Source organism: Neobacillus sp. DY30 (assembly GCF_030123065.1).
Taxonomy (GTDB): domain Bacteria; phylum Bacillota; class Bacilli; order Bacillales; family Cytobacillaceae; genus Neobacillus.
In genome coordinates this window covers 3,328,940-3,343,140 of the sequence record NZ_CP126093.1, presented here as the reverse complement: position 1 = coordinate 3,343,140, position 14,201 = coordinate 3,328,940, and the positions used below count along the sequence as shown (strand labels likewise).

The 14,201-nt window shown below is 38.1% G+C and carries 15 protein-coding genes and 1 other annotated feature; of the genes, 5 read left to right on the top strand and 10 right to left on the bottom strand.

What is annotated here, in order from left to right:
* Positions 1 to 12 precede the first annotated feature (12 nt).
* Complete coding sequence (treR, locus tag QNH29_RS16240; protein WP_283860427.1) at positions 13 to 729, top strand: trehalose operon repressor; 717 nt, start codon at positions 13 to 15, stop codon at positions 727 to 729.
* Positions 730 to 965: 236 nt separating this feature from the next.
* Here treR and QNH29_RS16235 read toward each other — a convergent pair whose 3' ends face one another.
* Together QNH29_RS16235 and QNH29_RS16230 are read right to left on the bottom strand one after the other, a co-directional pair.
* Positions 966 to 1,562, bottom strand: coding sequence for a class I SAM-dependent methyltransferase (locus QNH29_RS16235; protein WP_283860426.1), 597 nt, complete (start codon positions 1,560 to 1,562; stop codon positions 966 to 968).
* A complete protein-coding gene (locus QNH29_RS16230) occupies positions 1,534 to 1,680 on the bottom strand; it encodes a hypothetical protein (protein ID WP_283860425.1) in 147 nt (48 codons plus the stop codon). Before QNH29_RS16230 ends, QNH29_RS16235 begins: the two co-directional genes overlap by 29 nt.
* A 56-nt stretch (positions 1,681 to 1,736) precedes the next feature.
* On the opposite strand from QNH29_RS16230, the gene QNH29_RS16225 reads away from it, so the two are divergent.
* A complete protein-coding gene (locus tag QNH29_RS16225) occupies positions 1,737 to 3,005 on the top strand; it encodes an S-adenosylmethionine decarboxylase related protein (protein WP_283860424.1) in 1,269 nt (422 codons plus the stop codon).
* 304 nt (positions 3,006 to 3,309) lie between these two features.
* Here the strand turns inward: QNH29_RS16225 and QNH29_RS16220 are convergent, their stop codons facing one another.
* Positions 3,310 to 3,708, bottom strand: coding sequence for a c-type cytochrome (locus QNH29_RS16220; RefSeq protein WP_283860423.1), 399 nt, complete (start codon positions 3,706 to 3,708; stop codon positions 3,310 to 3,312).
* A gap of 284 nt (positions 3,709 to 3,992) precedes the next feature.
* Here QNH29_RS16220 and QNH29_RS16215 point away from each other — a divergent pair, with 284 nt between their 5' ends.
* Positions 3,993 to 4,397, top strand: coding sequence for a hypothetical protein (locus tag QNH29_RS16215; protein ID WP_283860422.1), 405 nt, complete (start codon positions 3,993 to 3,995; stop codon positions 4,395 to 4,397).
* Positions 4,398 to 4,507: 110 nt separating this feature from the next.
* A complete protein-coding gene (locus QNH29_RS16210; RefSeq protein ID WP_481858837.1) occupies positions 4,508 to 5,425 on the top strand; it encodes a DMT family transporter in 918 nt (305 codons plus the stop codon).
* A gap of 42 nt (positions 5,426 to 5,467) precedes the next feature.
* On the opposite strand, the gene QNH29_RS16205 is transcribed toward QNH29_RS16210, so the two are convergent.
* From QNH29_RS16205 to QNH29_RS16190, 4 genes are all read right to left on the bottom strand, one after another.
* Positions 5,468 to 6,736 carry a S8 family serine peptidase gene (locus QNH29_RS16205; RefSeq protein WP_283860420.1) on the bottom strand — a complete coding sequence of 423 codons (1,269 nt, stop codon included), beginning with the start codon at positions 6,734 to 6,736 and terminating at the stop codon, positions 5,468 to 5,470.
* Between the two features lie 195 nt (positions 6,737 to 6,931).
* The gene (locus QNH29_RS16200) at positions 6,932 to 7,162 is read right to left on the bottom strand and encodes a hypothetical protein (protein ID WP_283860419.1); all 231 of its coding nucleotides are present in this window, start codon (positions 7,160 to 7,162) and stop codon (positions 6,932 to 6,934) included.
* Positions 7,163 to 7,247: 85 nt separating this feature from the next.
* Positions 7,248 to 7,709 (bottom strand): flavin reductase family protein, encoded by a 462-nt coding sequence (locus QNH29_RS16195; protein WP_283860418.1) that lies wholly within the window; start codon positions 7,707 to 7,709, stop codon positions 7,248 to 7,250.
* Between the two features lie 129 nt (positions 7,710 to 7,838).
* A complete protein-coding gene (locus tag QNH29_RS16190) occupies positions 7,839 to 8,210 on the bottom strand; it encodes a DnaJ family domain-containing protein (protein WP_283860417.1) in 372 nt (123 codons plus the stop codon).
* Positions 8,211 to 8,400: 190 nt separating this feature from the next.
* Here QNH29_RS16190 and yyaC point away from each other — a divergent pair, with 190 nt between their 5' ends.
* Positions 8,401 to 9,003: a spore protease YyaC gene (yyaC, locus tag QNH29_RS16185; RefSeq protein WP_283860416.1), complete on the top strand. Its 603-nt coding sequence runs from the start codon at positions 8,401 to 8,403 to the stop codon at positions 9,001 to 9,003.
* A gap of 37 nt (positions 9,004 to 9,040) precedes the next feature.
* On the opposite strand, the gene QNH29_RS16180 is transcribed toward yyaC, so the two are convergent.
* The 3 genes from QNH29_RS16180 to QNH29_RS16170 form a co-directional block, all read right to left on the bottom strand.
* A complete protein-coding gene (locus QNH29_RS16180) occupies positions 9,041 to 10,633 on the bottom strand; it encodes an amidohydrolase (protein ID WP_283860415.1) in 1,593 nt (530 codons plus the stop codon).
* A 129-nt stretch (positions 10,634 to 10,762) separates the two neighbouring features.
* On the bottom strand, positions 10,763 to 12,034 hold the full coding sequence (ilvA, locus tag QNH29_RS16175; RefSeq protein ID WP_283860414.1) for a threonine ammonia-lyase IlvA: 1,272 nt from the start codon (positions 12,032 to 12,034) through the stop codon (positions 10,763 to 10,765).
* 83 nt (positions 12,035 to 12,117) lie between these two features.
* Positions 12,118 to 12,367 (bottom strand) — a binding site (T-box leader).
* A 415-nt stretch (positions 12,368 to 12,782) separates the two neighbouring features.
* On the bottom strand, positions 12,783 to 14,111 hold the full coding sequence (locus QNH29_RS16170) for an MDR family MFS transporter (protein WP_283860413.1): 1,329 nt from the start codon (positions 14,109 to 14,111) through the stop codon (positions 12,783 to 12,785).
* Positions 14,112 to 14,201: the final 90 nt, after the last annotated feature.

Genomic DNA, 14,201 nt, shown 5'->3' with positions numbered 1-14,201 from the left:
TGGGAGATTTTTATGACGAATAAGTATCAAAGTATCTTTAATACGATTGTGGATCAGATTAAAAGCGGGGAAATCCCGCCGAATTCCCTTCTCCCCTCTGAAAATGAATTAAAGGAACAATACGATACATCGAGAGAAACGATAAGAAAAGCATTAAACCTGCTTGCTCAAAATGGTTATATTCAAAAAGTAAGGGGTAAAGGTTCGATTGTCATTGATATCAATAAATTTGATTTTCCGGTTTCGGGCCTGGTCAGTTTTAAAGAACTGGCTGATAAAATGGAAAAAAAGCCAAGGACGATTGTCAATGAGTTATCGTTAATAATCAAACCAGATGCCTATATCAAGCAACAGCTTCAGCTTTCAGGAAAGGATCAAGTATGGAAAATCGTTAGAACTCGGGAAATTGGCGGCAAGAAAATTATACTTGATAAAGATTATCTTGCCGCAAAATACGTCCCTTCGATTACCGAAGAGATTTGTGCAAACTCGATTTATGCCTACCTTGAAAATGATTTAAACCTAAAGATTAGCTTTGCAAAAAAGGAGATCGTCGTAGAAGAACCCACTGCGGAAGACCGTTCATTTTTAGACTTAGAAGGTTTTCATAATATTGTCGTCATCAAAAACTATGTATATTTAGAGGATGCAAATCTTTTCCAATACACAGAATCCCGGCACCGTCCTGACAAGTTTAGATTTGTCGACTTTGCCCGCAGAACACAGTAAAAACCTCAATCGATTTTGAGGTTTTTCTTTTTGTTCCCCTTCTACTCGAAAAATGGTTGTTAGAGGGAAACAAAGTTTGTCCTTGATTCCCTGCTGAGTGAGGAAAGTGGATATGAGGGAATCAAAAAGTGTCTTTGGTTCCCGATTAAGTGAAAAAAGCTGATAAGTGGGAATCAAAAGTTGATTTTGATTCCCTTCAAGGTAAAAAAAGCTGATTAGCGGGAATCAAAAGGTACTTACTCCTTTCTATTTCTCAGCTCAGCTACAATAAAGAGGTCTTTATAAAATTTTTCTACTTTCTCAATCCTTAGTCCTTGAGACGTAAATGCCTTTAATGTTTCTCTATCCAGGCAGCAGCCATCACAAATTTTTCTCCAAAGCGGTGTTAGACCACCCTGTAAACTGCTGAGCACCTTATTTTCCATTTTAATATGTTCAAATAATAGAATTTTTCCTTGAGGTTTACATACCCTTTTTAGTTCATTAATAGCCTCTTCGACATTTGGTATGGTACAAAAAACCAATGTTGCAACGATGGTATCAAATGTATGATCTTCAAATGGAAGCCTCTCCGCACTTGCATTAACCATTTCAATGGGTACCACTGCTAAATTACGCTTTGCCAGTGATTGTTGTATCATGTGCTTACTCGGTTCAATGGCGATGACATGATCAACATTCCTATACAGTGGAAAATTAACTCCCGTCCCTGAACCAAGTTCAAGTACCTTCCCTGTCGCGCTTTTAAGCAGATCTTTACGTACCCTTTTAAACTTCTTACGTTCCAGTGGACTCATAAAAAAATCATACCATTTTGGAAATGTGCTGCTCACTTACTTCAACTCCTAATCTAAGTGCTGCTATATCTACTATTTTTAACACTTCTGCTGGCTTAAGGTCTACTGGTATATTAAAAATTGCATATATTATTATTCTCATATAATCATCCAATCCTTATTCACCCTTTGAACATATTATATTATAAAAAATATGGACGAGGTGTTGAAATGAAAGATCACCAAACAGTCATATCCATTTTCGGAAGTGCTGGCGGGGTCGCAAAATCTGTTCTTTCCATTTTAAATCATTCAGCAAGTGATACCAAAGACCCTATACATCATCTTATTACAAATAGTCCGATTCACTTAATAGATCTTAAACAAAAGGAACCCCAGTATTATCAAAACCTATTTCCTCATTTAACTAACCAAATACACTGCCATCAATTCGACCTTAAAGATAAAGCTCAGGTGAAAAATCATCTAACCGGTACCAAGACGAGTATTGTCATCGATGTTTCATGGGCCGATACCGTTGAAATGCTCCAATGCTGTGACGAATTAGGTATAAAGTATGTTAACTCGGCACTAGAAAATACGTATATTGATGACCATGAAGAACAGTTTGCTGGTTTTCCGCTGATTGAACGAATTCATTATTTTGAAAAACATAAGGACATGTTTAAAAATACCAGTGCTATCGTTTGTTCCGGAATGAATCCAGGAGTGGTACAGTGGATGGCATTCGAACTAATGAATCAAAACGGTGATGAACAACCGCTGGGCTGCTACATTGTTGAGCACGATACATCTTTTTTTAAGAAAAAGTCTCAGGCAAAAAAGAATGTCATTTATACAACTTGGTCTCCTGAATGTTTTTTGGACGAAGCCATTTCGTGTTACCCAATGTTTATGAAAAAAGGTACACCGCTGTTTTTATATGAAAACGTTTATGATATTGAATTTAAAGTAACTTTAGGGAAGAAAATATTTTATGGTAGTTTAATGCCACATGAAGAGGTTTATACGTTAGGTCAGCTTTATGATATGGAAAGTGGATTTTTGTATAAAGTAAATGAGCATACTACTAAAATTATCCGCGATCATATAGATGACACAGATGTTTTATGGGACTTTGAAATGAAAGTTCTCGATCCCCAGGAGGCCCCATTGACAGGCGAGGATTTAGTGGGTGTTCTGCTTGCTTTTCCAGATAAAGAGCGATACATGTATAACGTGTTGGATAACGAAAGAATCTTTGCTCAATACAAAACAAACGCAACGTATTTCCAAGTCGCATGCGGGATCTATGCTTCCCTTTCCGTGCTCCTTCTTGACAATATACCAAACAGTGTTTATTATGTGGACGAGTTATTACTAAAAACAACGAACCAATTTGGGCAATATTTAACCCACTATATGACAGATTTTGTAATTGGAGAAAATCCTCAAACAGACGGATTGCTATTAGACCGTATGAGAGAATTTCAGGATTAAAACTGCTTAAGCTTAATTTTAGATAATTAGGCATGTATACGATCCAGCACGATGCTGGATGAGAAAAAATAAGACTTATCTTTTAAACATTTTAAGCAGCCTGCCAACCAAAAGAAACAATTTTCCTATCCATCGAATGACACCATGAAAAAGAACTTCTACAATGAAACTAACAATTAATTCAAATAATAAGTGCACAAGAATCCCATCCAATATTTTATGTACCTTTATAGTGCACACTTTTTCCTTCTTTATGTGACGTTAAAAAGGTATTGGTTCGCTTTCGAACCAATACCTTTTTTTATTATTTTTGATCCCATAAATAGTCTACTACTGCTTGGTACTCTGCGGCCGATAAGGAGCCAGGAGCACTTTTCGGCATGTTTTTTTCAACAAAACCTAAGAGGTCCTCTTTTGTTTTAAAATCTGCATGAATTTTGGCACCATCAAGCTTCGCCTGACCACCTGTAATGTCACCAGAACTGTGACATGTAATGCAGCTCTTTTGGAAAACTTCATTGCCTGCTAGAGATGTTGCTGTTGAATCTCCTGTAGTATCAGAATCACTGTCCCCGCTTGAATCTTCACCGCCAGCTGTTTCTTCAGCTGCAGGCTTATCACTTGCAGTCGGTTCTTCATTCCCACAAGCAGCCAGCAGAGCTGCTAGGAACATAAAAAATACAATACTTAAAATCTTCTTCAACCCTATCACCTCTATTCAATTTTTAAATCGCCCATACATGGGAGTCTTTATCCCTATGTAGCGAAACCGATGTGCATGGGCAAATCCTACCTTCATCTTATTTTCTGATATCCTTAATTATACCTAGCCAAACGCAGCGGTCAGAAGGAAATTTTTTATCGCATTCGCATCCCATCCCATTTTCAAAAATTGCGTATTTTAAAATATTTGTAGAAGGTTAATGGTACTAATACCCTAATGGTGCTAATACAATAGAATATACGTTCGATGAGGAGGAGAGGATCTTGGTTAAACAGAATGATTCCTTCATTACAGATGAGATGTTGGTAAAATATTATGAGCTTAATAAGAAGAAAAAGGAAATTGAGCTGGAAATGAATCAATTAAAGGATTTATTTCAAGACTATTTTAATAAACTTGTAGGTCCTGCAAAAAAGGCCGAAATTACAATAAATGGGTATAAGCTTCAGCGTCAAATTAGAAAAACGGAAAAATATAATGAAGAAGTGACAGTCAAAAGATTAGAAGAATTACAGATGAACGATCTCATTCAGGTTGTAAAAAAACCAGATGACGTCAAAATTAAGTCTGCACTCCAACTGGGATTATTGAATGAAAGCAATCTAGACGGCTGTATTGTTACCTCCTACTCCCCAGCGATTTCTGTAAAGACATTAACACCAAGGTGATTGAAAAGTCATTAGACCTGAACCGGTCTAATGACTTTTCTTTTGAGTTTTTCCTCTTTTAAACTTTTTTAATTTCTGGTAAATTTATAGAATGGTTTATTTGGGAGGGGATATCTTTGACCACGATTGGTGCTACTTTGTCGTACCCGCGGACAAAAGGAATACTACTAGTCCTAATTGCCGCGACGTCATGGGGTGTTTCAGGAACAGTTGCTCAATACCTTTTTCATCAGCAAGGCTTCAGTACTAACTGGCTGGTAGTAATACGGCTACTTTTGGCTGGTATGGGTTTATTACTTTTTGCTCATATAGTTGGGAAACAAAACATCTGGAGTATTTGGAAAAATAAGCATGATAGTTTACAGCTAGTGGTGTTTGGTATTCTTGGTATGCTCGGTGTTCAATATACTTTTTTTATGGCGATTGAACAAGGCAATGCTGCCACTGCCACCATTTTGCAATACTTGGCCCCGGTATTAATTGCTTTATATTTCTGCTTCCGTACAAAGTCATTGCCGGTAAAACATGAGGTGACCGCCATAGTGTTTGCGCTAGGCGGGACATTCATGCTGGTCACAAAAGGAAATATCCAGTCATTATCGATATCACCCTCTGCCTTTGGCTGGGGGATACTATCTGCTTTTGCTTTGGCATTTTATACTCTTTATCCGGTAAAATTGCTCTCAAAATGGGGAACAACGTTAACAGTCGGCTGGGGTATGTTAATTGGAGGTATTGGTTTGAGCTTCTTCCATCCTCCATGGAAATTTGAAGGCCACTGGTCACCTGCTTCGTTTATGGGAGTTGCCTTTGTCGTACTCGTGGGTACATTACTCGCATTTCTATGCTTTATGGAAAGCTTAAAATACATAAAAGCATCTGAGGCAAGCCTGCTAGCCTGTATTGAACCACTCTCTGCCGCATTTCTTGCAGTAGCTTGGCTTCATGTTCCTTTCAGTCCAATTGAATGGATGGGAGCCTTTATGATTATCGCAACGATCTTTATACTTTCTGTTGTCAAAAGGTAATGAAAAAGCCATCTGATAAATCAGATGGCTTATTCTCTATTATTATCTTACTCTTGCAAAACCAAATCCTGAAGCATAGTCATCCCCGGTTGTTGCACCATATCCGCCCTTAATATCATACAGTTTGGCTCTTCTTTGTAACTCAGAACGAAGCTGAGCGTTCGACCAAGATGTGTTAGATGACCAAATTTTTGCTGCTAAGCCTGAAACGTGAGGAGTTGCCATGGAGGTTCCACTAATCGTATTGTAATTCCCATCATACCAAGTTGATTCTATTGCAGCACCTGGTGCGGATATCTCTACATCTCTTTCTTGAATAACATAGTCACCATCGGTTAAAGGGTTACCACGAGATGAGAAATTAGCCACGCGGTAGGTGCCATTTTGTTGAACGTTTTCTAAAGCAGATACTGCTACTGCGTTCTTTAATGCACCTGGGTACCCGATCGTATTGGAAGCATAGCCGTCATTCCCGGCAGCCGCTACAACTAGGACTCCCTTGCCATAGGCATAATCTACTGCGCTGGCAATCAAGGTATCTTTGCCGCTGGATCCAAGTGACATCGATAGTACCACTTTTGAACCTGTTCTTACGGCTTCATCTGCTACATGACGAATGGCACCAGCAATATCATCTGAATATCCAGACCCACTGTCCGTTAAAACCTTATATGCCCAAAGCTTTGCCTGCGGTGCTACTCCATAGATACCTAATCCATCTGAAGCACCATGAGCGAGAACAGTTCCCGCAACATGAGTACCATGTCCATTCCGGTCTGTACATGAATTATTAATAATAGGTGATGAAGATTGTGTAAAGTCTTTACATTGTTCAGCACTTCCTACTAGATCATAATGGTTAATATACGTACCTGTATCTAAAACGGCTACCTTAATTCCAGCTCCACCTGATGTGCTTGTAAGGTTTGGATCATTGTAGATAGCTTGCATACCCCAAGGTGTTCGGTCACTTGGAAGTGATGTAATCGCAGTTGTTCCAATTTTGTCTTTTGAAGTATTTTCAATACGATCTAACTGGACCTCAGAAACCATGTCAATCGTTAAATTTTTATTATTTTGTAATGCTTGATACTGCTTCGCATTTACCGTTGTGGTATATCCTTCAGACCCAAAATCCCAGCGTGCTCCCGTTGTTTGTTTTGCTTTTGCTTTTTCAGAACTCGGACCATTAATAATGACTCGGTAGGTTTCTTTTGAATCCGTGACCTCCCCATAAGCGGCAGATGCAAACAACGAAACCCCCATTGTTAATGCTAGTAATGCAGAGGCAATCTTTTTTTTCTTCTTCATCTAATTTTCCCTCCTATTTTTATGTACAGCTTACTTAGTGCTGCAATATTGAGTTTATTTAGAAATTTCCATTAAATCAATAGATTGTTAGTACAGTAGAGTTGGGAAATAATTTGGGGTAATTTTTTTCGTATTTGGTCCCCGATAATATAAAAAAGACCTTCAAATCATTGAAGGTCTCTTCCATTCACTGCTTTATGGAAAGATAGTTTTGATTACAACCGCAAAAACGAATATTGCTGCAAAGATACTGACATAACCACGTCGTTTTTTTCCTTGGTTCAGTTCATCTATACCTCCCACTAAGATGAAGGCAAATAAACCTAACATCATAAAGGGCTGAGCAACAAAGTTCTTCGTAATCAATCCAAATAAAGCTAAAATTAATACAATAATGCCTAAAATAAGTCTAATTTTCTTTAACACGGACAATCCCTCCTTTTCTAATTGTACAGAACCTGAGCAGAATCACAATAAGAAAAAGCTGCCATGTGACAGCTTTTCTAAGACGTTATTCTGATAATTTTCGATATTGGCCACCGAAATATAGCAACGGATTCCCTTCGTTTACCTTTAATTCAGTAACCTCACCTATAAATAAAACGTGATCTCCTGCCTCAACCTCGTTATAAAGATTACATGTCATGTTCGCAAGGGCCCCCTTGATAACGGGCAGATTACCAAATCGTTCAAAGTTATAGGGAGTTTCCTCTTTGATTTGCCCTGCAAAACGCATAGATTCTGTTTGCTGGTCTGCGGATAGAAAGCTAACGGCAAATTTTTTGGATTTTTGAATCAATGGAAGCATCCTTGCCCTTTTGTCGATGGAAACAAGAATTAATTTAGGATTTAGTGAGACAGATACAAATGCGTTCGCTGTCATACCATGTGCTTCACCCTCAACTTCCGTTGAAACAACGGTTATTCCCGTTGCAAATTTCCCCATTGCATTTCGAAAAAAACGATCGTCCATATCTCCACACTCCTAATCATTTTACGAAGCTCTAATTGTTTAGTCATTTGTATGTTAACTAAATAACGAGATACTCGTTGTTAATTTTAGTACCTGTTATCTAATATTATGAATAGTACATTCCGTAACCTATTTCCAGATTTTTGTATGAAGTTCTATATCCTCTAAGGAAACCAACATCTTTTGCATACTCGATGGACATTCTATATTATATTTTTTTACCTTCACATTTATTTCATCAATTAAATGATTTATTTCCTCTTCTGTAGATCCACCTTCAATTGCGTTAAGCAGCTTTGACATATCATTTCTAATTTCCTTTTGCAATGCAACAAATGGTGGTAAATATCCAGCATCTTTGGCGGTTTTAAGAAAATTAGAGTAGATATCACCAGAGAACAAATTTTTTGGAAGCGGCTTCCCAAAACCGGGCAGTTTCTTTGCCTCTTCTAAATCTTCATTACTAGCGTATGGGTCGTATTTCCCTTTATTATTTGACATGACTAGAATAGTCTCCCCTCTGAAAATACTTACTATCTTTTATTCTATTTTTTACCTTCATATTCCTGTTATGAATCGCACGTTGACTTTTCGGAAAATTTCAGTTTGATAATTTTTTCGAGAATAGAAGGATTTTTAATTAGGAGTGAAGAATTTTTTGACAATATAAACAATGGTGAGGTGTTAAAGCATGGGTAGCAGCACTGTTAGTAGTAGTTTACAATCTAGACCGAATATAGTTATTCCCTATAATAATAGATTAGCACCTCTCTTTATTCGCCAGGCGCTTTATTCTCTTATACCAGATGGTATTGAACATATTTATGTGATTGGCATCGGCTCTAGCCGGATTAATGGTGATAGCCTTGGTCCTTTTGTTGGAAGTCTGTTAAACAACAATTTTCCTAATCACTTAACCGTTCTTGGAAACCTGCGTGCCCCGCTTGATGCGACGTCTCTTGTTCCTGAACTAAGTCAGCTCAACTTGCGCAAAAATAGTTTTGTTCTCGCAATTGATAGTGTTTTAGGCAGCGAAAAATTCCTAAATTCTATCGTGGTCAAGGACGGACCGGTGGTACCGGGCAGCGGGTTAGGCAATACACTTCCCCCAATTGGGAACTGCAGTATAACAGGTGTGGTCCTAGAGAATGATCCTTCATTAAAAAATTCACTGTTATGTACAGATCTAAATCTTATTTATACAATGGCCATTATGATTGCCAAGGGAATCTCATTAACGGTCAGACAATATTTTAAATACCCATCCAATCATTCCCTGATACAAATTTGCTAAATAAGAAAGGAGCATCCATTTGCGATGCTCCTTTCTATTATACTTCTTGTATTTCGCCATCAATAATGGTCATTTCGATTTTTGTATTTAATAGTTCATCAGGATTGTCCAATTCAAAGAGATTCTTAGAATATACCGTCATATCCGCTAGCTTTCCTCTGGAAATGGTACCCTTTATTGCTTCTTCATTTGTGGCATAAGCCCCGCCAACGCTAAATAGCTTAACGGCTTCAAGCATAGAGAGTTTTTGATTCTCATTCCAGCACTCATTCTTACCTGGCGTTTTGCGTGTAACCGCAGCATGAATCCCAAGTAATGGGTCAACAGGTTCAACCGGTGCATCTGACCCTCCGGCACAAATAACCCCTTTAGATAGTAAGGATTTCCATGCATATAAATAGGGTTCCCTTTCCTTGCCAATCCGTTCGAGTACCCATGGATAATCCCCAACAACAAACCTAGGTTGAATATCGGCCACGATACTCGGGTCTGCTAATCGTGCTAGTAAATCTTCCCTAACGAGGGAGGTATGAATGATCCGATCACGATAGTTCACTTTTGGAAATTGGTCTAAAATATTAAGAACATTCTCCAATGCCTGATCTCCTATTGTATGAACAGCTATAGGCATAGATTGCGCACGGGCGTCCTTTACAATGTTAAAAAGAACTTCTTCCGTTTGCATCGCTTCTCCAAATTGACCTGGTTCATCATGATAAGGCTTCGAAAGTAAAGCAGTTCTTCTTCCAAATGCACCATCTGCAAATATTTTAATCGCGCCGATTTGCAGCTTTTCGCTGCCAAAACCAGCAAACATCCCTCTTTCCCTTAAGGCAGGGAGATAGGGATAATCAATCAAAAGGTTGCAGCGTAGTCCTTGTTGTTCATGATTCAGTAATTCATCATACATTTGATAAGTTTGTTCCAGACCGCCTAAATAAGCCGGGTCATTTGTATGCACGCTGGTTAAGCCTTTTTTTACTGCAAATTTCATGGCTTGACCTAACCCGCTTTTTAACTCATCGTATGTTTTATCCGGGATATGTTTGGTAATTAATTGCGAAGCAGACTCCAGCAGAAGCCCTGTCGGTTTTTTTGAATGTGAATCCAAAACCACCCTTCCGCCTTGCGGGACCTCAATGGATGGATGATAGTGACTCATTTCTAGTGCTTTGCTATTAACTAAAAAGGCATGATAGCAAATCCTTTTTAGGTAAATCGGACAATGTGGAGCAACGTAATCTAATTCCTCAATCGTTGGAATCGATCCTTCTGTAAAAAGATTCTCATCCCAGCCCATTCCAATCAGCCATTTACCGGGAGGAACGGCAGCTGCTTTTTCCTTTATTTTATTGAGCATTTCGGATTTAGATGTGACACCTGTTAAATCTAAATCTAAGAAATTAAATGCCACACCTGACATGTGTAAGTGGCTGTCTATTAGACCTGGAGTAACCATTTTTCCTTGTAAGTCGATTACTTTTACACCAGCTCTTCCCCATTGTAGACTCATCTCGTGATGTGAACCTAAATCTATAATCCTGCCATTCTCTATGACCACAGACTCAGCCACTGACTGGTTAGCATCGAGGGTATAGATAATCCCATTTGTATAAATTGTTTTCGACACGTAGCCCCCACCTTACCTTATTTTCATCTTGAAACCATTATAAAGGAAAAATCATTTCTAGTGGTAAAATTGTTATCCATTAGATTTTCCACGCAAAAAAAGCCCAAAAACTGGGCTCTTAAAATGGTTCTAAACTAGCATTTGGAACAGGGTACTGTCTTTATTTACTTCACGGTAAACAAATCCCTTTGCCTTAATACGTTCCATTAGCGGGAAGTAATCGTCTTTACACTTCAGTTCAATTCCCACTAAGGCTGGACCCGTTTCACGGTTGTTCTTTTTCGTATATTCAAAATGACTGATATCGTCATTTGGCCCCAAGACATCATCTAAAAATTCGCGCAATGCCCCTGGGCGTTGTGGGAATTGTACAATAAAGTAATGCTGCAGTCCCTCATATAACTTCGAACGCTCTTTGATTTCCTGCATTCGGCCGATATCGTTGTTTCCGCCACTTACGATACAGACAACCGTTTTGCCTTTAATTTCATCTGTAAATTGGTCGAGTGCCGCAATCGAGAGTGCACCGGTTGGTTCAACAACAATTGCATTTTCGTTGTAGAGGGATAAAAGTGTAGTGCAGACTTTTCCTTCAGGAACGACTACAATTTTATCAACGACCTCTTTACAAATCTCAAACGTCATCGAACCGACAGTCTTGACTGCTGCCCCATCGACAAATGGGTCAATTTCTTTTAGAGAGGTTACTTCTCCATTAAAAATAGACTCCTTCATCCCGGCTGCTCCTTGGGGTTCTACACCAATTAATTGCGTATCGGGTGAAATATGCTTCATATAGGTACCAACACCAGATAAAAGGCCGCCTCCACCAATCGCTCCAAATAGGTAATCAATTTTATCAGGACAATCATTCAGCACCTCGACTGCAACAGTACCTTGACCGGCAATCACATCTGGGTCATCAAATGGATGGATAAACGTTCTATTTTCTGATTGACTGCATTCCATCGCCTTTTCATATGCATCGTCAAATGTATCTCCTACTAAAACAATCTCCACATGTTCCTTACCCCAAAATTTTACTTGATTCACCTTTTGCTTCGGAGTAGTACTCGGCATAAAAACTTTTCCGTTAATTTTTAAGTGATTGCAAGAATATGCAACCCCTTGTGCGTGATTTCCGGCACTTGCACAAATAATACCATTTTCCAATTCTTCTGGTGATAGCCTTTTAATGCGATTATACGCACCACGGATTTTAAAGGATCGAACACTTTGCATGTCCTCCCTTTTTAAATAAATATGACAGTTATACCGCTCTGATAATAAGTGATTATACTGCAGAGGAGTTGGCGAAATCACATCCTTAATAGTGTGGCTGGCAATAATGATATCCTCTACATGTACAGTTTTTTCTTTTTGATCTAATTGTTGATTCATTTCACTTTCCTCCTCTTTTGCTTGATGAAACCTATCGCCTTTTATGGCATGTTATTTGAAAACAACAAAAAACCCGCCCCTTGTATAGGGACGAGTTTAACTCGCGATACCACCCTACTTCCGCAGCAAATCACCAGACTGCGGCTCTCGATTAACGTATCTGTCATGATACGTGTTCCATGTAACGGTGGATTATTCCGGTATAGCTTACTTTTAATTTTCAGCTGTACATCTCAGAGATGATCTTCAGATAAGCCCTGCCATCGACTCTCAGCAAATGTCGACTCTCTTTGGACAAGGTGCTTAACCTACTGTTCTCGTCATCAATTCGTTTTAAATTATAAATAAGATTATCACTGTAAAGCGACAGAGTCAATGTTTTTTGACTATTTTAATTATTTTGTTAATTATAAAAGCGCTTACATTTTGCGAACTACTTTTTTCTATAATAAAAAGGCAAGCATAGTGTTATGCTCACCTTCTGTTCCTGCAATGCGAAATGATGCTACTTTACGAATACACTGGGCTTAGTCTTACTGGTTTCCTTATAAGAAAGTTCAATGTACCTTGAACATTATTAAGTAAGTAAGTTAACCGAATCCCTAGAAGGATTAAGGATCTTAATAAGCTAAAAAGTATATTCAAAGTATATCCCTCCACATTGAAGTTTAGTGTTATTGGATAACACTAAGTCTATTATTTATCTCCTTAAGTATTTTATTTCAAAACACGATAAACCTTACTCCAATCAAGCTGACTCTCCACCAGGCGATGTTTTTTGAGGGATTCGTAAACTAAGAAAAATAGTAATGAAACTCAAAATGAGAGCATAAAGAAAGACATTTTTTATCCCTATGGTGAGTGTAACGCTATGGTTAATGATCACTCCCATAATAGTTACACCTATAGACGTTCCGATATTTCGTAAAAATATCTGAAGAGAAGTAGACATCCCTTTAATAGTGGATTCCGCAAATTCCTGTGAGGAAATGGTTCCAAGGGCAAATAATAAACCAAAGCAAAAACCCTGAATGGTTAAGATGATGAACAAACCAAGATAGGATAAATCTTGAATGAATAAATAGAGCAGCAACCCTGAAAGTGTTGTCACAATACTGCCAATCATAAATAAAACCTTATAGCCAAAACGGATAATCCATTTTCCTGCAGGGGTACTCCCAAACATCCAGCCAAGTGCGATACTTAACAGGATCAACCCACTTTTATATATACTCATTTGACTGCCTTCCTGCAAATATAATGGAATAAAGTTGGATGTTCCATAAAAAGATAGGCAATAAATTAACATAAAAAGATTCGTCGATTGCAACCCTTTATTTTTTAATAAGGTAACAGGAAGAAATGGATACTCCTCTTTTCTTTCTACAAATACAAATAGCACTAATCCTATAACACCACTTACGACATACCAGAAAGGATTGCTCAAGCTGGTTGATAGCAATAAAAGTGTTATAGAACATCCAAAAAGGAAAAAACCTTTATAATCAATATACGTCTTTTTGTATACTGCTGCTTCTTTGTATGGTATCAGGCAAAGAACCGTTGCAATACCAATTGGGATATTAATAAAGAATATCCATCTCCAGCTCAACGCTTCCACAAAGAAGGATCCTAATATAGGTCCAATGATTGAAGATATCGCCCAGATAGCGCTAAAGACGGCTTGGATTTTCCCGCGTTTTTCAATCGTAAATAAGTCCCCCACTATAATCATGGATAGTGGGATCATTCCACCGGCACCTAATCCTTGTATTCCTCGGAAAATAATAAGAGTGACCATTGAATTAGCTAAACCGCAAAGAATCGATCCGATGGTAAACAAAACGACCGCCATCATTAATAGTTTTTTTCGGCCATACATATCCGATAGTTTCCCGTAAAGAGGAACGGTTATCGTACTTGCTAACATATAAACAACAAATATCCATGAAAACAATTCCAAACCACCAAGTTGATTGACTATAGTTGGACTAGCTGTTTGCATGATATTTGTATCAAGAGCTGAAATAAGTGTCGTAATCACAAGCCCTATAAACACATACTTATTCTTGTTCATTTTGTTCCTCCTGGTGGTGTTGTTGATCTTTTCAAATTTTTTATAAAGAAAAAATTCACTTCTACCATTATAGCAAAATGGATATTTATG

Bases quoted from the DNA above. Each gene is read 5' to 3' on its own strand.
- treR (WP_283860427.1), top strand. From the start codon at position 13: ATGACGAATAAGTATCAAAGTATCTTTAATACGATTGTGGATCAGATT.
- QNH29_RS16225 (WP_283860424.1), top strand. From the start codon at position 1,737: ATGAAAGATCACCAAACAGTCATATCCATTTTCGGAAGTGCTGGCGGG.
- QNH29_RS16205 (WP_283860420.1), bottom strand. From the start codon at position 6,736: ATGAAGAAGAAAAAAAAGATTGCCTCTGCATTACTAGCATTAACAATG.
- QNH29_RS16195 (WP_283860418.1), bottom strand. From the start codon at position 7,709: ATGGACGATCGTTTTTTTCGAAATGCAATGGGGAAATTTGCAACGGGA.
- QNH29_RS16190 (WP_283860417.1), bottom strand. From the start codon at position 8,210: ATGTCAAATAATAAAGGGAAATACGACCCATACGCTAGTAATGAAGAT.
- yyaC (WP_283860416.1), top strand. From the start codon at position 8,401: ATGGGTAGCAGCACTGTTAGTAGTAGTTTACAATCTAGACCGAATATA.
- ilvA (WP_283860414.1), bottom strand. From the start codon at position 12,034: ATGAATCAACAATTAGATCAAAAAGAAAAAACTGTACATGTAGAGGAT.
- QNH29_RS16170 (WP_283860413.1), bottom strand. From the start codon at position 14,111: ATGAACAAGAATAAGTATGTGTTTATAGGGCTTGTGATTACGACACTT.